Source organism: Terrisphaera buseokensis (assembly GCF_047521145.2).
GTDB lineage: Bacteria > Verrucomicrobiota > Verrucomicrobiia > Opitutales > Opitutaceae > ER46.
This window is the reverse complement of record NZ_CM134186.1, coordinates 1,986,645-2,010,294: the sequence shown is the minus strand read 5'-3', so window position 1 is coordinate 2,010,294 and position 23,650 is coordinate 1,986,645. Positions and strand designations below refer to the sequence as shown.

Annotated in this window: 19 protein-coding genes; 10 read left to right on the top strand and 9 right to left on the bottom strand. The window is 64.8% G+C overall.

The genetic code is table 11. From position 1 onward, the window contains the following. The first annotated feature begins 76 nt into the window (after positions 1-76). Positions 77-1,711, top strand: a complete 1,635-nt coding sequence (locus ACLJEU_RS07290; protein ID WP_414661944.1) for a M28 family metallopeptidase — start codon at positions 77-79, stop codon at positions 1,709-1,711. 52 nt (positions 1,712-1,763) lie between these two features. On the opposite strand, the gene ACLJEU_RS07285 is transcribed toward ACLJEU_RS07290, so the two are convergent. Together ACLJEU_RS07285 and ACLJEU_RS07280 are read right to left on the bottom strand one after the other, a co-directional pair. After that, on the bottom strand, positions 1,764-2,330 hold the full coding sequence (locus ACLJEU_RS07285) for a DUF2062 domain-containing protein (protein WP_414661943.1): 567 nt from the start codon (positions 2,328-2,330) through the stop codon (positions 1,764-1,766). A gap of 349 nt (positions 2,331-2,679) precedes the next feature. Further along, on the bottom strand, positions 2,680-3,426 hold the full coding sequence (locus ACLJEU_RS07280) for an AsmA family protein (RefSeq protein WP_414661942.1): 747 nt from the start codon (positions 3,424-3,426) through the stop codon (positions 2,680-2,682). Positions 3,427-3,604: 178 nt separating this feature from the next. Between ACLJEU_RS07280 and ACLJEU_RS07275 the strand changes: the two genes are divergently transcribed. Then, complete coding sequence (locus ACLJEU_RS07275; RefSeq protein ID WP_414661941.1) at positions 3,605-5,944, top strand: sulfatase-like hydrolase/transferase; 2,340 nt, start codon at positions 3,605-3,607, stop codon at positions 5,942-5,944. A 50-nt stretch (positions 5,945-5,994) separates the two neighbouring features. Here the strand turns inward: ACLJEU_RS07275 and ACLJEU_RS07270 are convergent, their stop codons facing one another. After that, a complete protein-coding gene (locus ACLJEU_RS07270) occupies positions 5,995-6,627 on the bottom strand; it encodes a hypothetical protein (RefSeq protein WP_414661940.1) in 633 nt (210 codons plus the stop codon). Between the two features lie 235 nt (positions 6,628-6,862). Between ACLJEU_RS07270 and ACLJEU_RS07265 the strand changes: the two genes are divergently transcribed. The 3 genes from ACLJEU_RS07265 to ACLJEU_RS07255 all read left to right on the top strand — a co-directional run bounded on the left by ACLJEU_RS07265 (position 6,863) and on the right by ACLJEU_RS07255 (position 9,141). Then, a complete protein-coding gene (locus ACLJEU_RS07265) occupies positions 6,863-7,408 on the top strand; it encodes a golvesin C-terminal-like domain-containing protein (protein ID WP_414661939.1) in 546 nt (181 codons plus the stop codon). 114 nt (positions 7,409-7,522) lie between these two features. Further along, positions 7,523-8,551: a DUF3500 domain-containing protein gene (locus ACLJEU_RS07260; protein WP_414661938.1), complete on the top strand. Its 1,029-nt coding sequence runs from the start codon at positions 7,523-7,525 to the stop codon at positions 8,549-8,551. A 332-nt stretch (positions 8,552-8,883) separates the two neighbouring features. Further along, entirely contained in the window at positions 8,884-9,141 is a 258-nt protein-coding gene (locus ACLJEU_RS07255; RefSeq protein ID WP_414661937.1) for a hypothetical protein, read from the top strand. 405 nt (positions 9,142-9,546) lie between these two features. Here the strand turns inward: ACLJEU_RS07255 and ACLJEU_RS07250 are convergent, their stop codons facing one another. The 6 genes from ACLJEU_RS07250 to gmd all read right to left on the bottom strand — a co-directional run bounded on the left by ACLJEU_RS07250 (position 9,547) and on the right by gmd (position 18,751). Then, a complete protein-coding gene (locus ACLJEU_RS07250; protein WP_414661936.1) occupies positions 9,547-11,004 on the bottom strand; it encodes a hypothetical protein in 1,458 nt (485 codons plus the stop codon). 126 nt (positions 11,005-11,130) lie between these two features. Then, a protein-coding gene (prfB, locus tag ACLJEU_RS07245; RefSeq protein ID WP_414661935.1) for a peptide chain release factor 2 occupies positions 11,131-12,274 on the bottom strand; the annotation gives its coding sequence in 2 pieces (ribosomal slippage) (positions 11,131-12,201 and positions 12,203-12,274; 1,143 coding nt in all). A gap of 73 nt (positions 12,275-12,347) precedes the next feature. Beyond that, positions 12,348-13,991 carry a hypothetical protein gene (locus ACLJEU_RS07240; RefSeq protein WP_414661934.1) on the bottom strand — a complete coding sequence of 548 codons (1,644 nt, stop codon included), beginning with the start codon at positions 13,989-13,991 and terminating at the stop codon, positions 12,348-12,350. Positions 13,992-14,077: 86 nt separating this feature from the next. After that, the gene (locus ACLJEU_RS07235; RefSeq protein WP_414661933.1) at positions 14,078-16,144 is read right to left on the bottom strand and encodes a hypothetical protein; all 2,067 of its coding nucleotides are present in this window, start codon (positions 16,142-16,144) and stop codon (positions 14,078-14,080) included. Between the two features lie 640 nt (positions 16,145-16,784). Then, the gene (locus ACLJEU_RS07230) at positions 16,785-17,720 is read right to left on the bottom strand and encodes a GDP-L-fucose synthase family protein (RefSeq protein ID WP_414661932.1); all 936 of its coding nucleotides are present in this window, start codon (positions 17,718-17,720) and stop codon (positions 16,785-16,787) included. Continuing rightward, on the bottom strand, positions 17,717-18,751 hold the full coding sequence (gmd, locus tag ACLJEU_RS07225) for a GDP-mannose 4,6-dehydratase (RefSeq protein ID WP_414661931.1): 1,035 nt from the start codon (positions 18,749-18,751) through the stop codon (positions 17,717-17,719). Before gmd ends, ACLJEU_RS07230 begins: the two co-directional genes overlap by 4 nt. A 264-nt stretch (positions 18,752-19,015) precedes the next feature. Here gmd and ACLJEU_RS07220 point away from each other — a divergent pair, with 264 nt between their 5' ends. The 5 genes from ACLJEU_RS07220 to ACLJEU_RS07200 all read left to right on the top strand — a co-directional run bounded on the left by ACLJEU_RS07220 (position 19,016) and on the right by ACLJEU_RS07200 (position 23,581). After that, positions 19,016-19,390: a hypothetical protein gene (locus tag ACLJEU_RS07220; RefSeq protein WP_414661930.1), complete on the top strand. Its 375-nt coding sequence runs from the start codon at positions 19,016-19,018 to the stop codon at positions 19,388-19,390. A 113-nt stretch (positions 19,391-19,503) separates the two neighbouring features. Beyond that, positions 19,504-20,649, top strand: coding sequence for a TPR end-of-group domain-containing protein (locus tag ACLJEU_RS07215; protein ID WP_414661929.1), 1,146 nt, complete (start codon positions 19,504-19,506; stop codon positions 20,647-20,649). Positions 20,650-20,948: 299 nt separating this feature from the next. After that, positions 20,949-21,785: a VTC domain-containing protein gene (locus ACLJEU_RS07210; protein ID WP_414661928.1), complete on the top strand. Its 837-nt coding sequence runs from the start codon at positions 20,949-20,951 to the stop codon at positions 21,783-21,785. A 29-nt stretch (positions 21,786-21,814) separates the two neighbouring features. Further along, positions 21,815-22,498 carry a DUF4956 domain-containing protein gene (locus ACLJEU_RS07205; protein WP_414661927.1) on the top strand — a complete coding sequence of 228 codons (684 nt, stop codon included), beginning with the start codon at positions 21,815-21,817 and terminating at the stop codon, positions 22,496-22,498. 3 nt (positions 22,499-22,501) lie between these two features. Continuing rightward, positions 22,502-23,581 carry an HlyD family secretion protein gene (locus ACLJEU_RS07200; RefSeq protein WP_414661926.1) on the top strand — a complete coding sequence of 360 codons (1,080 nt, stop codon included), beginning with the start codon at positions 22,502-22,504 and terminating at the stop codon, positions 23,579-23,581. Positions 23,582-23,650 lie beyond the last annotated feature (69 nt).

Below are 23,650 nucleotides of genomic sequence, written 5' to 3'. Positions count from 1 at the left end.
CCCGGGCGGGCGACGCGGCGTCGAGCCGTCCCCATATCCGCTTGCGGCTCCGTCGCACGCCGGGCTGGCTTCTTCCATGGGTTCGATCTTTTTGCGCGGCACCAGGGTGACGATGGGACTTGTGGCGACGTCGCTGTTCGCCGAACCGTCGCCGGCGGAGAGCGCGGCAGCCCGCCTCGTCGAGGCGCACGTGACCTTTCTGGCCGACGACCTGCTCGAAGGCCGGGCCGCGGGAACCCGTGGCTACGATCTCGCAGCGCACTACGTTGCCACCGAGTTTCGCAAGATCGGACTCGTCCCCGGCGGGCCCGCGAACGGCTACCTGCAACCGGTGGCGCTGCTGGAATCGAAACGCGACTACACGGGCGCGCGGTTTGCCCTGCGATCCGCCGGTGACGCCGACGTGCAGCTGGAGGCGTTGAACGATTTCATTGCGGCTCCGAGCGGCGGCCGCATGACGGCGGACGTGACGGCGTCCGCGGTCTTTGTCGGCTTCGGCGTCCATGCGCCGCAGCAGAAGTACAGCGACCTCGATGGCGTCGATCTGCAGGGAAAAATCGCGGTCGTGTTCTTCGGGGCGCCCGCATCGTTGCCCGGCACGGAGCGCGCGCACTTCTCCAACGCCCACACGAAGGCGGAGGAACTCGCGCGACGCGGTGCCATCGGCATGATCACGGTGAACACGCCGGCCGAGGACAAACGCCGGCCGTGGGCCACGACGCTGGCGAGCGTGCGATTTCCGGCGATGAGCCTGGTCGGGCCCGACGGGGCTGTGGTCGACGTCGTGCCTGCGATGCAGGTGACGGCGTCAATGAGCCCGCGCGGCACCGGGAAGCTCTTCGCGCGATCGGCCCGACCGTTTGCCGAGCTCGTGGCCGCCGCCGAGCGGAGCGAACCGCAGCACGCGGCTTTGGGCGTTACCGTTTCCATCCAAGCCCAGTCGGTGCAACAACCCGTGAGCTCGCACAACGTCCTGGGCATTCTGCCCGGCACCGATCCGGCCCGCGCGCGCGACTACCTCGTGATCACCTCGCACCTCGATCATCTCGGGATTGGCACCGCAGTGGACGGCGATGCGATCTACAATGGAGCGATCGATAACGCGATCGGCGTGGCGTCGCTGCTCGCGGCCGCGAATCACCTCGCGACGAGCGGTGTGCGCCTGCGACGGCCGATCCTTTTCGCCGCCGTCACGGCCGAGGAAAAAGGCCTGCTCGGGGCGCGGCACCTGAGTCGCACGCCGCCGGCCGGCGGCCGCTATGTCGCGAACCTCAACGTCGACGCGGGACCGTTCTTCGCTCCGCTTCGCGCCGCGATCGGGATGGGACGAGAGCACACGACGATGGGGGCGGTGTTTGAAAAGGTCACGCAGCGGTTGAACTGGGCCGTGCGGCCCGACCCGCGTCCGGAGGAACGCCGCTTTGTGCGCAGCGACCAATATTCCTTCGTCCGTGAGGGCGTCCCGGCGCTGCGCGTGCTCGCCGCCGCGGAATCCACCGACCCGGCGATCAACCTCGCGGAGGTCGACCGCATCTTCTGGCGGGATCGGTATCACAAACCCAGCGACGACCTGAAGCATCCGATTCACTTTCCGTCTGCCGGAGCGTTCGCCGTGTTGCTCGCAGAGGTCGCGCGCACTATCGCCGATGACGAACGGGATCCTGCCTGGCTGCCGGGAGACTTCTTCGGCGACCGGTTTGGCCGCAAATAATCGCGCCTGCACCGCGTCGAGCGGGAGTCACGGCGGCCGTCGTTCTTGGCCGTCAGTGGTGCTTCCGATGTCGTTTCGGATGCAGCGGCGGGGCGGTACCGAAGGGCGCATTGGTCCGCTTCGGGGCATCGCGCCACGTGCGCAGGATCACCGCGTAACCCAGCACGCCGCCGACGATGCCAATGATGGCGGCACCGAGATAGAGCGAAGTGACGGCGTGCGCGGACACGAGCATCTTCATCGGTTCGGCCCGCGCCTTCTGCCAGACATCGCGCGGGTTTTCACCCCGCACCACTTCGCCGACAAAGTAACAGGCCGGCAGGTGGATCGGCGCGGTGAGGGGCGTCGAGAGAAACTGCAGGGCAATGCAGAGCAGCAGATTCCCCCGCACCAGCAGCGAAGCGATGGCCGCAAAAATCGACTGGGCGGGCAGGAACGGCACCACCGTGATCGGAAAGCCGACCAGCCAGGCGCGGGCGAGCGACCCCCGGGTGGGCAGCCAAAGCGACTTGCTGAGGATGCCGTCACCGAGCCAGCGATGTATTCTCGTTCCGCGCATGCGGCTGCGCGAGAGCCGCTGCTTGTGCATCCAACGCAGTATCCAAAGGGGTAGTCGCACGGTTGAGAGAGTGCGATTCCGCGCTTTGAAGCCCCGGGGTCAACATATCCTTCGCCCATCGTCCCCGATTTTCGGTTGACGCAGCGCATCGGTTTGGGCCGACAGGGTCATTCATCCCCGCCGGCCCCGGCCCGCGCCTTCGAGGATCAGCACCGAACTGCCACCCGGCCAGCCACTACGCCGATCGATGAACCATTTGGTTACTCAGCGCGCGTTAGCCAGCGCAGCCCGACGCGAATCGCACCCTGCCGTGGCGCAGTTTCTACGTAGACCCGTCCGTCGCACCACGGGACGGAGCGGGGCAAACCGGAAAACGATCACGCCCCTGCGCGCGATCGTGACCGCCTGGTTACTTCTTCTGACCGCCGAACATGCCCTTGATCGATTCGCCGGCCTTTTTCAGCGACTCAGCCGCTGCGGCCCCGCTCGTGAGATTGAGGTCGCCCGCGCCTTTCATCGTGGCGGCGACCACGCTGCTGGTGATGCTCCGCATGACCGCCTGGACCAGTTCGGCCGGAGTAATCCCGCCTTCCTTGGTGCCGAGATCGTTCAACTCGATGGGCGGCATCTGCACCGTCATGCCCTGCCCCAGCCCGCCCACGCGGGCCACGGCGTTGGTCAGGGTGAATTTTTTCACCTCGAACTTAATCGGCTTGCCCGCGTTCGTCATGGGCTGTTCCGCCCCGGGCTTGGGACTGCCGGTCGTCGCTTCGATGGCCTTCAGCAAATCGCTCACGTTGCTTGCGACGATCTTCGTCTCGTAATTGAACTCGGGGCCGTCGATGCGGATTTCGTGAATCACGATTCGATCCCCAAAGACCGACATCGGCTCCATCTTGATGTGAATCTCTCCGAGCGCGCAGAGATTGTTTTCGCTCCAGCCCTTCGGGTTGCCGATCACGAGACCTTTCAGCGTACCGATGCCGTCGATGGGCGACACGCGGGCGCTGGCCAGCGTGACCTTGGTTTGCGTGATGGCAGGGCCGAACTTGTTCACTCCGGCCGTGATTGCCTGGCCGAGGAAAAACGCCACGGCGACGACGCCGGCGACACCGATTCCGACAACCACGAGTCCGATGAGGAGAATTTTTTTCATGAGGGGCGACGAGGTGCGTGAAGTGGATGCGCGGGCCCGCACGCTGGCAAGGCAGCAGGTGCGCGAGCGGAACGCGGCGGGTCGGACACGGTCGGGTGCCAGGGCGTGCACCGCGCCGAGGGATTCACACGGAGAACTTGGAATGCGCGGACGATGCGTTCTACGTTACGCGGTCGCCATGAACCTACCCCACCTGTCCGCCGATCACGCGCTGCCGCGTCTTGTCTATTTTCACGTGCGCTTCGCCGCCACCCTCCTGGTTTTGGGCCTGGTAGCGTGCGCCGTTGCCGCCGCCCCGGCCGCGGCCGATCAACCGAACGTCATCTTCATTTTTGCCGACGATCTCGGTTACGGCGATCTCGGGTGTTACGGGGCGAAGGACATTCGCACGCCGCACATTGACCGCCTTGCGGCCGAGGGCACGCGTTTCACGAGTTTCTACGTGGCGCAATCCGTCTGCACCGCCTCACGCGCGGCGCTCATGACCGGCAGCTATCCGAATCGCGTGAGCATGAGCGGAGCGCTCAACCACACGAGCCCGACCGGACTTCATCCGCGCGAAAAACTGCTCGGCCAGGTGTTCAAGGATCAGGGCTACGCGACGGCGATCTTCGGCAAGTGGCACCTCGGGCATCACCCGCAATTCCTGCCGACGCGCCGCGGCTTCGATGAATGGCTCGGCATTCCATACTCGAACGACAACGGCCCGCTGCATCCCGTGACGAAGGGCATTCCCTCGCTCCCGCTCTACGACGGCGAGGACGTCGTCGAGGTCGATCCCGACCAGTCGCAGTTCACGGCCCGCTTCACTGCGCGCGCGGTGTCGTTCATCGAGCGCAACCGCGACAAGCCGTTCTTCCTCTACCTGCCGCACGTCATGCCGCACGTGCCGATCTTCGCCTCGGCAAAATTTCGCGGCACGAGTCAACGCGGCCTCTACGGCGACGTCGTGCAGGAACTCGACGCTGGCATTGGCGAGATCATGGCCACGCTGCGCCGGCTCGGGCTCGATGACCGCACGCTGGTGATCTTCAGTTCGGACAACGGCCCCTTCCTTTCCTACGGCGAGCACGCGGGGCTTTCAGGTCCCTTGCGCGAGGGCAAACTGACGACGTTCGAGGGCGGCATGCGCACGCCGTTCATCGCGCGCTGGCCAGGCCGGGTGCCCGCGGCGCGAGTCAGCGACGAGCCGCTGAGCACGATGGATCTGCACGTGACCTTCGCGAAACTCATCGGGGCGAAACTCACCGACACGAAGCGTGACGGCGGTGATGTGTCGCCGCTGCTGTTCGGCGCACCAGGCGCAAAGGGCCGCGACGAATTCTGGTTCTACTCCGGCGACGAACTGCACGCGGTCCGCCTCGGCGACTGGAAGCTGCACGTGCCGCATGATTTTCTCACCGTGGCCGCAGAGCCGGGGCGCGGTGGCAAGCCTTCGAACTGGGCCAACATGAAGCCACAATCGATTGAGAACTCCGGCATTCGCGGCATCGCGAGCCGACACGGTTATCGCGTCGAGACGATCGACCTTGCGCTCTACAACGTGAAGACGGATCCAGGCGAACACCACGACGTCGCGGCCGCGCATCCGGACATCGTCGCCCGGCTGCAGGAGCGCGTCCAGGCGGCGCGCGCCGACCTCGGCGATGCTTTGACCAAGGCGAAGGGCGCCCATGTCCGGCCCGCCGGCGATGTGCGCACCGTGCTGCCGGAGGGCGTGAAACGGATCTCGAATCTTGAATACAGCAATCCGGGCTCGGGGGCGTTGCTGCTCGATCTTTATCTGCCGGAAAAGTCACCGGCCGAGCCGCTACCGCTGGTGATGTGGATTCATGGCGGCGGCTGGAAAAACGGCAGCAAGGACAACTGCCCGCTCGCCTGGCTCGCCGCCGAAGGTTACGCGGTCGTCAGCCTCGGGTACCGGCTGAGCTGGCTGGGCCAGTGGCCGGCGCAGCTGGACGACGCGCGCGCTGCGCTGCGCTGGTTGCGCACGAATGCCGCGCGTTACCAGCTCGACCCGCAGCGTTTCGCGGTCTCGGGCGGATCGTCGGGCGGAAATCTCGCGGGCGTCGTCGGCACCGCACCGCCCGCCGCGGGCGAAACCGTTTCCAGCCGCGTCGGGGCCGTCATCGATTTCTATGGTGCCAGCGATATGCTCACGATGCCGGTCAACCTACCCGGTCCCGGGAAGACCGATGCCGATCTCGCCCGGTCCAATGGCGCGAAACTGCTCGGCGGCATTGTGCGCGATCGTCCGGACCTCGCGCGCCAGGTCAGCACGCTGCACTTGGTGTCGAAAGACGATCCGCCCTTCCTCATCATCCATGGCGACAAGGACACGCAGGTGCCGCTGGAGCAAAGCGAGCGACTGCACGCGAAGCTTCAGGCGACGGGCGTGCCGTCGGAATTCATCGTGCTGCGTGGCGCCGGGCACGGCGGAAAAGAGTTTTCCACGCCCGAGGTGAAGCAGAGCATCCGCGCTTTTCTCGCGCGATCACTGGCGGCACCATCGAAGTGACCCGTACCGGCAGCGGTCGCCGGCAGTCACTTCGACCCGTGCGGTCACGTTCACGAGGAGTGCGGCTGACTCCAGATCGGTTTGCCGGAGGGCGCGGGAGTGGTTTTGGGTGCGACCTGAACGCCGGGTCGCTTCGGCGCCCGCGCTTCCTGCCGCTGCAACTTGAGGCGCGCCGCAATCGCATCGGGATCTTCCGGCGGCTTGGGCGGCACCACGGGCAACGACACGGGCGGCACAGCGGTCAGGGTCGTGGGCGCAGGAGCAGGTGCAGGTGCAGGTGCGTTCGGCTTGGCCTCTTTGCCGTCCGCGCCATTCGTCGCCTTGGCGGCAGGCACTTTGGCGGTCGTCGTCTTCGCGCTCGGCGGAACCGGCTTCACCGGCGCAGCGGAAGAAGCAGCGGGAGGCGTCGATTTGGTCGTGCGGTCCGGCGCCGACGTAGCGCCCTTGGCCTTCGAAGCGCGCTCCGCCGGTTTCGCGGCGGGCTCACTCGGCGTGAAACGCTCGAACAGTTTTCGCAGCCCGGTCAGCACCTCGCCCGCCTTGCCCACCAGAGCCCGGAACCGCGGATCGCGCACCCGACCGGCGTCCGCCTCGAGGTGCTCGATGAGTCGCGTGAGTTCGCGCCGGATGTTTTCGCTGTGGACTTCAGGGGACGACGAGGCTTCCGATGGGGGCGTTTTCATGATCCGTTTGTACCCCGCGGCTGGCATAAGTGCCCATCTCTGGAACGATTGCCGCCGGCCCGTGCCGCCAGGGCGGCCGGATCGCGTGTCATTGCAAAATCCGTCCCGCCTGAAACCCGGACTGCACCGCGGGAAAGTCGCAGGCTGCATCGCGGGCGCTTGGCTCGCGGTTGTCGTCACAATCGGAGCGCACGCTGCGGCGGCACCCGCCCCGCTGCGACCGCACCCTGACGCCGTGCCAAACACGCACGCGCCGGGCGACGTCGATCGCCCCGAGCTCGTGCCCTTCATCGTGACGAATCCCGCGGCGCTGCCGGGAATCGTGGTCGACGAAACGGCGGCGGAGTTGCGCGGGGCGTGGCAGTATTCGACGCACACGCCGCCCTACGTGGGACTCGGGTATCTGCACGATCAACGCGCTGGCAAAGGCACGAAGTCCGTGACGTTCACGCCGAATCTGCCGCACGCGGGGCTATATGAGGTGCGCATCGCGCACTGCTACAATGTAAGGCGGGCCACAAACACCCCCGTCACGATTCACTCCGCGGAAGGCGAGACGGTGGTAGGGATCAACCAGCGGACGGAGCCGCCACACGATCGCTTGTGGCGGCCGGTCGGGACGTTTCGCTTCGCCGCAGGCCGGGCCGGCTGGGTGCGTATCAGCAATGAAGGTACGGCGGACGGTTACGTGATTGCCGATGCGGTGCAGTTTCTCCCGGTGCCCGCGCGCTCGGCCAACGCGAGCGAAGATCCCGTGCAACCGCAGGCACCACGGCCGTAAGCCGGGCCGCCGGCGGCAGTCGCCGCTGGCCAGACGCGGTCGCAGCGCCGCAGGGAGCAACGTGGGTGCGCTGCGACCTTGCGCCCGACGCACGTTTCCGACTTAACGCCCCCCGTGAGCCCCTACCCTCGTCTCGTCCTTGCATTCACGCTGGCCGTCGCCGCGCCTCTGGCCCGCGCCCACGAAGTCGCGACCGACATGGTCGCCGCTGCCTCGAAGTTTCTCGGGGCGTTAAACGCCGACCAGAAGAAGCAGGCGACGTATCCACTCACCGATGCGGAGCGTGAGAACTGGAACTTCGTGCCGATCGCGCGCCAGGGACTGCCCTTCAAGCAGACCACCACCCAACAACAGGCGCTCGGCCTGGCGCTGCTGCGCACGGGTCTCAGCCACACCGGCGTGGCAAAAGCGCAGGCCGTGATGCAGCTCGAGCTCATCCTCAAGGAGCTAGAGAAGGACACGCCGCCCGGCCGCCGCGATCCCACGAATTATTTCGTCACCGTCTTCGGCGAACCCGCCGCCGACAAATCGTGGGGCTGGCGGTTCGAAGGCCATCACCTCTCGTTCAATTTCTCGGTCGTCGACGGCAAGCACGTGTTCTTCGTACCGACCTTCATGGGCACGAATCCGGCGGAGGTGCGCACCGGCCCGCGCAAGGGCGAACGCGTGCTGGGCGAGGAAGAGGATCTCGGTTTGGCGTTGATCAACGCGCTTGATGCCAACCAGCGGAAAACGGCGGTGTTCGCCGAGGTCGCGTTGAAGGAGATCGTCACGACGAACAAGAAGCGCGTCGACCCGCTCGCGCCCGCCGGCATCTCCGCGGCGCAGCTCAATCCCGCGCAGCGCGAGAAGCTCGTGGCGCTGGTGAAACTCTACCTGGGCCGCGCCCGGCCGGAACTCGCCGACGAAATGTTCGCCCGCATCAGCGCGGCCGGCGTCGATAAACTCAGCTTCGCGTGGGCGGGCGGTTTCGATCGCACGAAACAAACCTACTATCGGATCCAGGGACCGACGTTCCTGATCGAATTCGACAACTCGCAGGGCAATGGGAACCACGTGCACTCGACCATCCGCGATTTCAAGGGCGACTTCGGCCACGACCTGCTCGCCGAACACTACGCGAAAGACCACGCGAAGAAGTAAGGTCTCAGGAGCGCGGGTGGCGTTGCCGGCGTCTTGTTTGTCAGCAAAACGCGGCGGCGGACGTAGAGAATAAACTACAAAGAAAAGTCTGGACGGTTCGGTGCTGATCCACACCGTCGAAGTTGCATCAGGAACGAGCTGGCCTTAACAAGCCAGCTCCGCCAACCGGGCCGGGAGCGGCCACGGTGGATCGGGGGGAGACCCCGGATGTGCGAGACTCATCTGAGCCTCGAACCAAGAACGCTCCCGAAGACGAAACCGACCTGATGCCCAGGTCGGTTTTTTGTTTTCAAACCTGAGGCGCGATACCTCCCACAAGAACATCACGCATCATGAGTCTGCTCACCACCCTCCCCGGCATCCGCGTTCGCGCGGAAAACCCGAACCATCACCTGTGGAACAACCACGGGACCTGGTTCCTGCATTACACGATTCATCCGACGCCCTTCACCAAGGAGCGTATTCGTCGCTCACTGGGCACGAAGGACGTCCGGATCGCCCGGGAACGCCGGGATGCCTTCTTCGCTCACCTCGCCTCCGAGTCGCCGAAACCCACGCTGGCCGTCGTCGGCAAGGCGGTCGCAGCCTAGGCCAAACTCAGGCAGTTGAAGGCTGAGGCCTGAGAGTTGAGAGCTGAGAGATGAGAGTTGAGAGCAAGACCAACCGGTGAATTCCGATCGGCCGGTTGATTATCAACCGCCGGCCTCCCGATTTGGACGCTCGACTCCCGCTCCGATGCGCTCGCCTACCTGATACCAATCGCTCCTTGCTTTTGGACTTTAGCCGTGGCCACTCGCTGGCGCTCGTAGCCACGATCGATCCAGAAGTCCAAAAGCAAGGAGCGATTGGTATGATTCGGCTACGCGGAAACATACCGTTGCAACGAGAGGCGAACCTAGCGTGCGCGTGGCTGCCCGTCACCGCGTGCGTCCCAAGGCGCGCGCGAGTCGTGCCCCTGCAACAATCCGTTGGCCGGTCGCACGCTGACGGAGACTTCACCCCGCCGGCACCAGCCGGCACGGTAGCAACGCGGCGTCCTGCATGCCGTGAATGATCTTCTTGTCCGGCGGACAAAACGTCGCGAGCGCACCGGAGAGCCGGGGTTTGCCCTCGATGATGAAGTAATACGGGCAGAGCCGCAGCCGGCCCGCCTTGATCTGCGCCGCCGGCGACGACGCACCCACGACACCCGGCTCCGTTGACGGTCGGTCGAAGACCGGATGTTCCAGCCGGCGTGGCTTCCGGTAAGCCTGCAACACGTGCAAATTGGTCGGAGCCAGCGCCACCGCCCGATCGACGCCGCCCTGCCATTCCTCGCGCGAGCAATCACTCCCGAGCACGACGCTGCGCGCGCCCCAGGCGGTCTCGTGGTAGCCGCTGATCTTGATGATGAGATCGCGTTCTTTTTGCGAAGCGTTCGCGAGGTCCCGCCAGTCGTTGAGTGACCGACCGCCGACCCGCGGACCGTCGAGCACCGCGCCGGGCGGCAAGGGTGCGGGATCCATCACCCACGACGCCGGAATGAGCGTCCGCAGCAACTTCACGGAGCGACCGCTCAACGCCTCCGCCCAGTAATCCTGCAGCAGATGATGATGGAAAAGGGCCAGCGCGAGTTTCTCCTCCTGAAAGTGCCGCATCGGCGGCGCGATCGCGACCTCGCCCGCCTGCCAGGATTCAAAAATGAATTTCTGGGTGCGGATATTCTCGAGATCGAAGAGCTCGAAGAAGCGGTATATGACGTCGATTTTCTCCGGATTGCCCTCCACGTCGAAGAACAGCGCGTTCTCGAGCGGGAAGAGATCCTCGGGCTTGAGGCAGAACACGCGCTTGCCCTGCAGCTGAAGCTGGTGCGCGAGCCACTGCATTTCCGGCCGGTACGTCGCGGCCTCGTCGCTGACCACGAGCGCGATCAGTGGATTGCGCTGCTCCGGCCGCAGCGCCGCGAGCGCCACGTGGAAGTTTTTGATCATGGCGTCGTCCGCCCCCAGAATCCCCCCCGGGAGCGCCGGCGTCCCGCCGGCATTTCCGCCGTACAGGCGGTTCAAAAACGCCGTGAGCCCGATGCCGCCCGGCACCGAATCGAGTTCGGTCAGGACGAAACCTTCGTCGGTGATCAGCAGATCGGGCCGCAGCACCAGCGGAAAGGCGCCGCGATTTTTCGGATCGCGCGCGTGGGCGATCAGCGCCGCGGGCTTGCCGCGATCGAGGTAGTCGGCGACCCACGGCGCGAGCAGCGGCTTGTTGCGCAGGAGGTTTTTTCCCGCGACTGACCGCAGGTAGAGCGCTTCGAGCGCCTGCTGAAACTCATGGCACGCGACGCCGATGGCCTCGAGTTCGGCGAGCTGTTCAGCGGTCAGCGGCCAGGCCTCGGGCGACAGCTGCCACGTCTTGTCCTCGAACAACGGCTGGTCGGCCAGCGCGGAGCGAATGGTTTCGTAGGAAAGACCGGACATTCGATTGCGGATTGCGGATTGCGAAGTGCGGATCGTTCGGAGGGACGGAAGCTGCGGCTCACTGAAGGAATCGGAAGAAGTGTGTTTCTAAATCCGCAATCCCCACTCCGCACTCCGCAATTTTCCTCACTCTTCCATCTGGATGTCCTTGTTGCGATGCCGCGGACAGCCGGCACGCAGCCAGGCGTTCACGAAGCGATCGAGATCGCCGTCGAGGACGCCCTGGGTGTCGCTGGTGCTCACGCCCGTGCGCAGGTCCTTGACCATCTGATACGGCTGCAGGACGTAACTGCGAATCTGGCTGCCCCACCCGATCTCGCCCTTCTCGCCGTAGAATTTGTCCATCTCCGCGCGCTGCTCGTCCTGCTTTTTCTCATACAGGCGGGACTTGAGGACGTTCAACGCAGTTGCGCGATTCTTGATCTGCGAACGTTCGTTTTGGCAGACGACCACGATGCCGCTGGGAATGTGCGTGAGACGCACGGCGGAGTCGGTCGTATTGACGCCCTGACCGCCCTTGCCGGACGACCGGTAGACATCGACGCGAATCTCGGCCTCGGGGATCTCGATTTCGATTTCCTCGGTGATCTCGGCGACGACATCGATCGCGCAGAACGACGTGTGCCGCCGCTTGTTGGAGTCGAAGGGACTGATCCGCACGAGGCGGTGCACGCCGCGCTCGGCCTTGGCGTAGCCGTAGGCGTTTTCGCCTTTGATGAGAACCGTCGCCTTGCTGATGCCGGCTTGATCGCCGACCTGCACATCCTGGAGTTCCACCTGGAACCCACGGCGTTCGGCCCAGCGGTTGTACATGCGGAACAACATGTCGGCCCAGTCGTTCGACTCCGTGCCACCCGCGCCAGCCTGGATCGAGAAGATCGCGTTGTTCTTGTCGAACTGGCCCGTGAGGAAGGACGCGATCTCGAGCTGGTCGAGTTCGTTGCCCATGGCCGAAACCTGATCCTCAAGTTCCTGCTCGTAGCTTTCCCGTTCGCCGGCAGAGGCAGCTTCGATCAGCTCGACCATGACGCCGACGTCGTCGACTTTCTTCTGAAAGGCGACCACCGGCAGGACGGATTTCTTCAGGCCGTTGAGCTTGCCGATATGTTTCTGCGCGCGCTCGTTGTTATCCCAAAAACTGGGTGCGCCCATCTCGGCCTCCATCGCCTGGATCTCGCGCTGCTTTTGATCGCAGTCAAAGAAACCTCCATAGATGCCCGGCGCGCTTCTTGATGTTTTCGATGTGGTTGAAGGTCTCGGGAGCGATCATGAGAAAGGGTGTGAGGGCCTGAAGGAACAAGGGAATGACGAAAGCACAAGGCTGCAAACGCCACCCGGCGGCGTCACGGCGCGGCGAGGATCAACTGCGGCGCCTCCATCTTGAAGGTCACGTCGCCCGCCGTGAAATCCTTGGCTTTCACCCGGTCGCCGGAAACGGAAAACGTGAGCTGAGTCTCGCCCGGCGGCAACGCAGGCAACGGGACCGCGATGACTTTGCGGCCCGCGGGAAGGTCGGCGCGAAACTCACCCGTCGATCCGGTGGTCACGACCAGGTCCCGCGCCTGCGGCGACGTGGCCAGAAAGCGCAACTCGGCGCGGATCGTGCGATCGGTGGCATTGCGGACGATCAGCGTGGTGCGGTGATCGCGGGCCCAGCGCCAGGTCGCATCCGGCCACCATTGTTGGTCCGACCAGCCTTCACCGTAACGCACCTCGACCGCCTTCGCGGCCATAGCCGCCGGTGCCGCGATCACGAATTCGGGCAGCGGCGGCGGCGAACGGAATTCCCGCATGCCATCGAAGTAACGCACGCCAAACGGCACAAAGCTGTTCCCGAGTAGAAACCAGATCAACCAGGCGCGCCCCGGCCTCGCGGCGAGCAGCAGATTGAACACCAGCGTCATGGGCAGCGCATGCCGGGTGATGGTGAAATGACTCTCCCACGACAGAAAGCTGATGCAGGAAAAATAGACCGCCACGACCGCGCCCCAGCGCCACAGCGGATTCCGCCAGTCGCGATGCAGCGCGATGAAGATGGTCTGCGTCACCACCGAAACGATCGTCAGCAGCGCGTGCAAATCGTAGCTCTTGTAGAGTTCGAACGGCCACCGGTGCCAGCGGATCGGCCCATGGAACGCCGTCACGCTGAACTCCCCGAGCTTCTCCATCATGCCGCGGAACGGCATCGCGAGATTGCCACCGTCAAAGCCCACTTCGCGGCCGCGAAACCGCCAAAGGACATACAGTACCCATAGCGCCACCGGCACGGCCGCGATGAGGCCGCGCACGATGTTCTTCTTGATCGCCTCGCGCCACGGCGGGGGCAATTCCGCCAGCCCGACAAATCCGATCAGCGAGGTCGTCCGCACCAGGGCCGCCAGTGCCAGCACGACCGCGCCGCCCGTGCCTCCGAGCATCAGCGCGCCCAGGATCAACGTGAAGCTGGGGAGATCCGTGAGCGAAGCCTGCATCGACTCGATGATCCCGCATGTTACGAGCATCGCTGCGTAGCCGCCGAGACCGGCCCACCCCAGCGGCGCGAACAACCGCGCGGCGAGCCACGCGAAGCCGACCCAGAAGATCAGATTGAGCGCGGCGAAGGCATTGAGCGTCCAGAACGGATTGCCAAGCCCGAGCACGGCGGCGATCCACGAGAGCAGGATGCGTTGCGCCCGGTATGGCGGATCGTCGAGGGCGATGTGGAGATGCGGATCGAGCAGGAGCGGATCGAGCGCCATCTCGGCGTAGAGCTGACCGTCAAAGCCCCAGCGGTGCGCCGGATAAGGATCGATGAACTTCGGCGTGGCCTTGAAGACCGCAGTACCCCGGTTGTCGAATTCCTGGCCGACGCGCAGGAACTTCGTGATGCCGTGTTCCGGCGTCCAGATTCCGAGGTAGACGCGAAGCAGGAAGGCGAAGGCGGCAAGCGCAACGAGTGCGAAGGCCCAACGTGGCGGAGGCGGAAATGTGAATCGGGAGGCCGGCACGAAATGCGAAACGCTGAGGTAAACTCAGCAGCGCAGCGGGCCGGAAGCTTTTTCCGCGAAAACCTTCGCGTCTCGCAATCCACCGCTCACCCCGCTCGCAGCGCGCGGTCCAGTTCGTCAAGCGTCGCTCTCAGTATGATCAGGGATGCGATCCGCGCGTTGGCCGATTGACGGAGCTTTTTCGGCATGCGGTCCATGCCGGAAAGAAACTGCGCCATAAGCACCGTCAGCAGTGCGGGCTGTCGGCCAGCCTCGGCCAGTTTCGCGATCTCGTCGGCGGCAATGTCCCTGCCCACGGCAAAGCGCGCGTTCAAGGCGTCGATTTCGTCAGCGAGCCGGTCGCGGTTCAATGCGGGCGCGCGCACCCCCGGCGGAACCAGAGCGAACCAGGCCTCGATCAACGGCGGCACCAGCATTTCGAATTCCCCTGCGGCAAACATCTCTTCGGTCATCGCCTGCAGGTCGTCCACGATGTCGCTGCCGGAGGCGACGATTTCCCCCAGCGCGTCGGCCGCATGATCGAACTGTTGCAGGGCCGCTTCCACGCGTGCGATGGCCTCTTCCTGGGTCAGCGGAGGTCCCATCAAACGGGGCGCGGGCAGGCGCCTCGCCACCCCAGCCGGCTCCGGGCGGAAGTCGTCGAAATCGTCATCCATCGACTCCGAGGCCGCTGCATCGTCTTCAGGCGGCCGTTGTCGGGACGGAGGGGGCGGGAAGTCGATCTCCGTCAGGCCAAGATCGCGGATCAGCTCATTGGCGTCCTCACAGCCGCCCGTGCGGAGGTTCTCCGAGTCGATCTCCCGCACCCGCTGCTTGACCCACTCGATCACCTGCGCCCGGGTCGCCGGATTCCGGGCGGCTTCGCGCGGCGTCCGCCCACCGAGGGCGGGCACGGGTTCGTCCTTCCACGCGCGCTGGATCGCTTGTTTCATCCCCGCCTGAAAATCGGCTGCAGACATCCCCGGCGGAGGCAGCGGCACCTGGGACGTGGAAACCTCCAACTTTCTCGGCTCTTCCAGTAACTGCGGCGGCACCAGCGCAAGATTCGGCGTCGGTTCGGCCAACGCCATCCGGCCCGTAAGGTCGTCGATGCGTTCACGGGAGAACGTGACCGCCTTGCCCATGCGGGCCTCGAAACGGGCGCGAAAATCCTGCAGGCGCGCCCGCCCCATCGCCTCGAGCCGCCACTCCCGCGCGCCGACCAGCACCCGTCCGAGGACAACGCTGTGCGACTGCCCCGTGTTGCCCAAGGTTCGAGCCTCCGGCCGATCATCGAACCAGACAAACACGCCGACGAAGCCCTGTTGGCGTTGCTCGGGCGTAACTTCTTCAGGCTGCACCGCGGACTCCTTCTCGAGTAGCCGCAGTGCCTTCGCCAGCGGCATCTGCAAGGTGTAGGTGGCCGCACCCCAGGCACCATCGATCCCCGCGAACATCAGCCGCCGCCGCTCCTGGGCCGTCGCGATAATCGCTTCGCACATCCGCACGAAATTCTCCGCCAGCCACGACGCCTGGGCCGGTCCACCCACCGGGCCGCCGAGGTGAGCCACGATCGCCTCGATGTTTTCGCGCCACGTGCCCGGCCCCAGGTCGGTGAGCTCAAGCGCCGAGCCGGAAAGCCGCCAAAAATAGGCCAGGGGATAAACCCAGCCCAGCCCGACGAAGAAACGCGGGGCGCGCGCCGCCAGACTGCGATCGACGACGATGAACGGCGCATCGTCGGGCCGCAGCAGGTCGACGACCTCGAGCCTTTCGGCATCGATGACACGGTGCACCTCGACCAGAGCGACGCGCAGCTTCATCTTGCCGCGGAACAGCACCCGATCGTCGTTGCGCAGGCCCGCGAAGCCGGCCTGCTCCCAGCGCTCGGCAAAAGTCCGTCCGCCCGCATCCCGCCGAAAGAAGATCTGCCACGCGGATACGGCGTGCAGACCGAGATCACGATTCGAGCGGGCCGCCGCGAGCATCGCCTCCCGGGCCACCGCGTCCTCGGCGGCGAGTCGTTTAACCGTGGCTAAGTCGAGCCGGTCTTCGGTCTCCAGCAAATGCGAGTACGCGGCCAATCGGAACGGATTGTGTTCGCAGCACTCCGGGCACGCATAGCGGCTGAGCCGATTCTCGCCGCACTCAGCGGAGGAAACTTCGCGGCCCACGGCCGGACAGAACCGACGTTTCTTAGCCTCTCCCATGATTTGGTGCCGCGGAGGACTTGGAGAGATCCGAACGGGTGTCGAACTGGATTTTTCGCGTCACCGCGAAAAGGCCGCACTTCGGCGAGGAGGAAACCACCCGCAAACCTTCGGCTCCGGGCTCGAATCTCAACGTGACCGCATTTTGCCCGCTTACCGCCCAAGGCAGCTCTCATTTTACGGCTTGAGCAAGGCGCCCAGCGTTTCGCGCACTGGCCACAGCATTCTACAGAACGGCCACAGCATTCCTCGGAGTCGTTGCAGCATTCCGCAGAGTGACCACCGCATTCCGCGCGGGAGCGGCAGCACATCGCGCAAACGCTACAGCGCTTGGCGGACCGACCACAGTGTTCGACGAACGCGCCGCGACATTCCGCCCCGCCCCCGCAGCGTTCTCCCCGAGGGCGACTACGTGCTTCAACGACGCTGCCACAAACCAGCCCAGCCCTCGACTACTTGGAATCGCGAGGACATCCCCTCTCATGCCCGCAGTCGTGGGCGACGCGGCACCCAAAGTGATCGTAACCCTGCCTGCCGCCGGGGTGGCGACGCGCTTACGGAGGAGACGAACGCTGATCGGGAACTGCCCAAGGCAACCAAGCCCTCACCCGCGCAGCGTACCCGCTGCCTTTTCCGCCACGTAGCTGGCAAACGTCTTCTCAATGCCCTCGCGCAGCGCGATGCGCGCCTTCCAGCCGAGGCCGGAAAGTCTCGAAACATCCATGAGCTTGCGCGGCGTGCCGTCAGGCTTGCTCGCGTCCCACGTGATCCGGCCCTTAAAACCGGTGACCGCCGCCACCGTTTCCGTCAGCTCGCGGATCGTCACGTCCGTGCCGGTGCCCACATTTACCCAGTCAGGCGGATTCTCGAGCTTCAGCAGGAACGCGCAGGCGTCGGCGAGATCGTCGACGTGCAGGAATTCACGCATCGGCGATCCGGTGCCCCACGCCACCACCTCTGGTTTGCCCGCCGCGCGGGCTTCATCGAAACGGCGGATCAGCGCCGGGAGCACATGGGAGTTCTGCGGATGGTAATTGTCGCCGGGACCGTAGAGGTTGGTCGGCATCGCCGAGTGGAACATCACGCCGTACTGCTTCCGGAAATACTGGCAGAGCTTGAGGCCGGCGATCTTCGCGATCGCGTAGGCTTCGTTCGTCGGCTCGAGCGCACTCGTCAGCAGGCAGTCCTCGGGCATCGGTTGCGGCGCGTGCTTCGGATAGATGCACGAGCTGCCCAGGAAAAGGAGCCGGCGCGTGCCGGCGCGGTGCGCGGCGTTGATTGTGTTCGCCGCGATCGCCAGGTTATCGAAGAGAAAATCCGCCGGGTAGGTGTTATTGGCGTGGATGCCGCCGACCTTTGCCGCCGCGATGATGGCGACATCCGGCTTCTCCGTCGCGAAAAAGGCATCCACAGCCGCCTGGCTGCCGAGATCGAGTTCCCGCCGCGTGCGTAGCAAAAGGGTAACGCCGGTCTCGCGTTGGAAGCGGCGTACGAGCGCGCCGCCGACCATGCCGTTATGTCCGGCGATATAGAGCTTCATGCAAACGGAGGCTTCGACACGGTGGGCAGATTCGCAATCTGCGATTCGCGTTTGGCCAGCGCGAGATCGTGATCGATCATGATCTTCACGAGCTCCTTGAATTTGACCTTGGGCTCCCAGCCCAGCTGCTTGCGCGCCTTGGCCGGATCGCCGATGAGCAGCTCGACTTCCGCCGGACGCTCGTAGCGCTGATCGTACTTCACGTACTTCTCCCAGTCGAGACCGAGCAGGCTGAAGCTCTCCTGGCAGAATTCCTTCACGCTGTGCGTCTCGTTCGTCGCGACGACATAATCGTCGGGTTTGTCCTGCTGCAGCATGAGCCACATCATCTCGACGTATTCCTTCGCGAAGCCCCAGTCGCGCTGGGCGTCGAGGTTGCCGAGGTAAATCGAGTCCTGCAGCCCCATCTTGATGCGGGTGGCGGCGCGGGTGATCTTGCGCGTGACGAACGTCTCGCCGCGTCGCGGACTCTCGTGGTTGAAGAGAATGCCGTTGGAGGCGTGCAACGCATAGCTCTCACGGTAATTAACGGTGAGCCAATAGGCGTACACCTTGGCGCAACCGTACGGCGACCGCGGCCAGAAGGGCGTGGTTTCCGTCTGCGGAACTTCCTGCACCTTGCCGAACATTTCGGAGGACGAAGCCTGGTAGTAACGCACTTTCTTGACGAGGCCGGCCTCACGGATCGCCTCGAGGATGCGCTGCGCGCCGAGTCCATCGACGTCACCCGTGTATTCGGGGATGTCGAATGAAACGCGTACATGCGACTGGGCGCCGAGATTATAGACTTCATCCGGCTGGAGCTCGTACAGCAGCTTCACCATCTGGACGGAATCCGCGAGATCACCATAGTGCAGGAAGAGCCGGACGCCGTTCACATGCGGGTCACGGTAAAGATGATCAATGCGGCTGGTGTTGAAAGTCGAAGCGCGGCGGATGACGCCGTGAACCTCGTAACCTTTCTCCAACAGGAGTTCCGCGAGATAGGATCCGTCCTGACCCGTGATGCCGGTGATGAGTGCTTTCTTCATGCAATAAGTCGTGAGGCTATCGGCACGTCCAAGCCCCGCGCAAGCCGCGCTGGTGAAAAAAGGTGCGAAATTACCCGACGGGTGAAATCGCGTATTGACCCATCCGGCGTCGCCGCGTTCGCGGAAATCAAATGCAACGCCGGCGAATCATTCCCACGCCTTCCGCGCTCATTGCGCCCGCGATCAATGCAAACCATGCGCGCATTTCGCGAAATTTTGTGTCGCCGAATCGTAACGCGCCTGTTCGCCTTTCTTCTCCAGCTTGTGAATTCCGAATCCCCTTCCCTGGCCGTGATCGACGGCTCCCTTTGCCAACTCAACCGCTTCGGAGCGCGCGCCGTCGGCCATCTGCCGCTCGCCACCGCGGTCGTCGAATTCTGTCCGGGTCCGCTGTGTTACTATGTCCGCGAGCATACCTACGGCCTGCTCCCGGGACTGCCCAATCTCTACTGCCTCGACGGCGCATTCCGGTTGCAGTGGATGGCCGAGTGGCCAGAGCCCGCGGATCCCTGCGCCGCCATTGTCGGGCTCGAGGGCGACACCCTCGTCGTCCGTGCGGTCTCCGGGAACGTGGTCCGCCTCGAGGCCTCGACCGGACGGTTGCTGCGCGTCGAGCAGCCGATGTCGGTGGCGAGCTGAGGCCCGCCCCGTTTTTGCCCGCGGAAGCGAAACGCGTTCTCACCTCCCGGTTCCCCGCACTTGACGGGGTCCGCGCGGGGTGCTCATTCGGCTTGGTCCGTCTCCTCTGATTCATGCGCGTTTCATCCGGTCTGTTTCTTCGGTTCCTGCTCGCCCTCGTCAGTGGCGTGGCCGCCGTCGCGCCTGCCCGCGCCCAGAACGACGCCGCCAGCCGCCGCGAGGCGATCGACCTGATGTATCCGGTGATGATCAGCGCGCTCGAAACGAAGAACTTCAGCCGCGCCCGCAAGATTTGCGATCAGGTCATCCTGTGGGAACCGCAGAACCCGGTGCATCACTACAACCTCGCCTGCATCGAAGCCCAGGCGGGCGGCCCGCGACTTCCGTACGCCCTGGGCGCGCTCGACCTGTCGATCGCACTTGGTTTCGACGACGTCGATCACTTGAAGACCGATCCCGATCTCGCGCCCCTGCACGGCGACCCCAAGTTCGCCGATCTGGTCCGCAAAGCCGGACATAACGCCAGCGCCGATGCCGCAATCGCTGCCATCGCGATCCCCGGACTCGCCGCCCGCCCGCGTCCCGCCGCCGAACCCGAGTTCGAACAGCCCGCGCCGGCGGCGTTCCAGGACGGCCTCCCCGCCGGCCTGTACCTGATGAACCGATACCGGAGCGCCACGCGCGTGGCCGAGAAGGAGGCGTGGTACTTTGCACCCGACGGTTCCACGTATCGGAATCTTGCGTACGGCTTCTCCCGCTCGGATCTCGCCGCTCACCCGGGCCCCAAGGGCCGCGCCAGCAGCGACGGCGGCAGCCTCAAGGTGACATGGACCGACGGCTCCACGAGCGAAGCGGAGCTGGAGCGTGAGGGCCGGGGCTTCACCTGGGACCAGGGCATCTTCAGCCCCGTGGAAAATTTCAGCCACGCGGGTGACGTCGCCGGCACCTACGAAGGAGGCGACGAACTCGTGCGCGGTCCAAACCCGGCCGGCAATCCACGCCTCGATCTGAACCCCGACGGCTCCTTCACGTGGAGCGGCATTTCGATCGCCGGCTCCACCGCGGAGTCCGCCCGGCTGCAATCGAGTCCCGGTCGGAATGCCACCGGCCAATGGACGTTGCAGGGTTACTCCCTGATCCTTGTCGGTGCCGATGGCTCCCGCCTGCGCGGGCTCACGTTTCCCGTCGATGACCCTTCCACCGTGATGAAACCCGACTGGCTCTTTCTCGGCGGCACGATGCTGAAACGTCGGCCATAGCGTAATACTACGCGCACGTAGGATAAGTCTTTCGCGCCGCCCCCGGGCTAACACTTCGACCCGGGGTTCGTAATTCCCACTACGGGATTTCCCCGGCAACTTCCGGGATGATTACGGAGGGTCCGGTCTTACGCCTTGGCTGGACGCGGTTAGTGGCCGCCACTCCGTGTCCGGCTGCGCCCGTACTTCCCGCGGCGCTATTACATCAAGGAGGTCGCGCATTAGCCGTTGGAAAGTCCTGACGAAAAAAGCGCGAGCCATGAAACAATCCAAATCAACGGACGTCACCTCAGCCGACGATGGCACTTGATCGCCTACAGACTCAACGTTTCGAACTGAAGTACCTGGTTCGAGAGGAGACCGCCCGGGAAATCCGGCGGTTTGTAAGCTGCCACCTGAAACCGGACGACTTCGCGTCGCGTTTCCCCCACAACTCCTATCCGGTTCACTCGCTCTATCTGGATTCCCCGGACCTCGCGACCTACCAGGCGGTGCAGTGCGGTGAAAAGAACCGCTTCAAGCTCCGGATCCGGTATTACAGCGACTCCGATTCCACGGTCTATTTTGAGATTAAGCGCCGGACCAATGACGTGATTTCGAAGATGCGGGCGAAGGTGCGCCGCGATTCCGTGCAGGCGCTCCTCGACGGCCAGCCACCGCAACTGCGCCATCTCGCCGCGCCCGACGGCCGGCAACTGGTCGCCCTGCAGGAATTCTGCCGCCTGACCCACCGTCTGCGCGCGACCCCGAAGTCCCATGTCGCCTATCAACGCGAGGCGTGGATGAGTCCGGTCAACAATGCCGTGCGCGTCACGTTTGATCGCACGGTGAAGTGCGAGACCGAATTCAGCGCCGGCCTGACGACGGCGCTCGGCGAGGCAGTCGCGCCCTTTGACGATCATGTGGTCCTCGAGTTGAAGTTCGTCGATCGCATGCCGAACTGGTGCGGCGAAATGATTCGCGCCCTCGGGCTCGTGCGCGGTGGCGCGCCGAAGTACGCGCAGGGCGTCGCGCTCCTCGGCGAGTATCGGCTCTCGAATCGCGGCGTCGGTCTGCGCGTCGCCGGCAGCATCCGCCGCCTCGTGCCCGACCGCGCGGGCGCTCCGGCGCTCCGGCCCGCAGTTGCAGTTGCCTGACGATTGGATTTCGGGTTGGAACGGAGTCCATGAACGCACTGCTGCAGGGCGACTACGGGATCGCGCCGACAAGTTTCCAGACCGTTCTGCTCGCCATGCTGCTGGCCTTTCTGATGGGCCAGCTGATCGCCTGGGTTTACATGTTCACCCACTCGGGCGTGTCGTATTCCCGCTCGTTCGTGGTGTCGCTCATCCTGATGCCCGTGATCGTGGCGCTGGTGCTGACGGTCCTCTCGAACAATCTCGTGACTGCGTTCGGGCTCATGGCGGTCTTCGCCATCGTGAGGTTCCGCAACATCCTGCGCGACACCCTGGACACCTCCTACGTGCTCGCGGTGATCGTGCTCGGCATGGCCTGCGGTACGCAGAAGTTTTCGACCGCGATCGTCGGTACGCTCGTGGTGGTGGCCGTCACGCTTTATCTGTGGGCCACGTCGTTTGGCAGCCGGCATCGTTACGATCTGATCCTGAACCTGCACTGGTCGCGCGCGGTGTCCGAGCTGCCGGCGCTCGAACGCCTGTTGGACCGACACAGTTTCAAGACCCAGTGCGCGAACCGCCACTTCGACTCCGAGGCCGTGGGCACCGATGTCTCGTACCGACTGCTGCTGCGCGATCCCGCGCGCGTGTCCGATCTGTTGCGCGACCTTGCCATGCTTCCCGGAGTCGATCAGGTCTCCAGCATGAAGGCCGAGGAAGAGTCGGAGATCTAAGGCATGAACCACGATCGCCTGCCGCCCATTCCCACGCCCACCGCCCAAATTTGGCGGCAGTTGCGGCTGCAGTATCTCCCGGTGGTGGTGTTTATTCTCGGCGTCATTGCGGCCGCGATGATTTGGACGCAGTGGGTCGCACCGCCGACGCTCGTCGGCGAGGCCGAGGCCGTGCGGGCGGAGATACGTCCCCCGCAAGCGGGCCTGCTGGCGGACCTGACCGTCGACCTCCTGCAACCGGTCACCGCCGGACAGGTGCTCGGCCGCGTGATCGCCAGCAACCCCGCGGTGCTTGACGCCTCCCTCGCGGTCGTTCGGGCTGAAATCGAAGTGCTGCGCACGACGACGGACATGAATTTTGAACGGCTGCGGCTCGACTGGATGAGCAAGCGGGTCGAACAGGTCTCGCTGCAGGGCGAACTCCGTCAGGTGGAAGCGACGCTGGCCCGCGTGGCCGCGCTGCATCGCATCAATCTGGTGACCGACGAGGAGTTTGATCAGGCGAAGAACAATCGCGACGCCGTTGACGCCAAGCTGAGGGCCCAGTCGGAGTTGATCAGCAAACTCGAACCCGAGCTGCGGCCGCTCGATCTGGGCAACCATCACACAATCCCAACCGCCGCCGCCGCTGGCCTGCGCGCCGCGATCAAACAGAAGGAGGAGCAGTTGAAATTGATCGAGGCGCAGTTGAGCCCGCTCCCGCTGATCGCGCCCATCGACGGACTCGTCACGCAGATTTATCGCCGCACCGGCGAAGTGATTTCCACCGCCGAACCCGTCCTGCAAATCAGCGCCACCCGCACGGCCCGCATCGTCGGCTTCCTGCGTCAACCGCTGCCGCTCGAGCCCAAAGCCGGCATGGACGTCGAGATTCGCACGCGCACGTTCGTCCGGCGCATCGGGCTCGCGAAGGTCGCGCAGGTCGGCCAGCAGTTGGAGCCGATCTCGCCCACCCTGCTCGCCGCGATGCGTCTGCCCGTGACATCCGTGCCCACCGATCTTGGCCTGCGCCTTCATCTCACCGCGCCGGAAGCGCTGCAGCTGCGGCCGGGAGAACAGGTCGACGTCATCATCCGGCCGTAACGCGTCGGGCCGGCGGCTGCGGTTTCCAGCTCGCGCTGCACCCGTCGGGTTGATTGGTTTGCCCGCAAG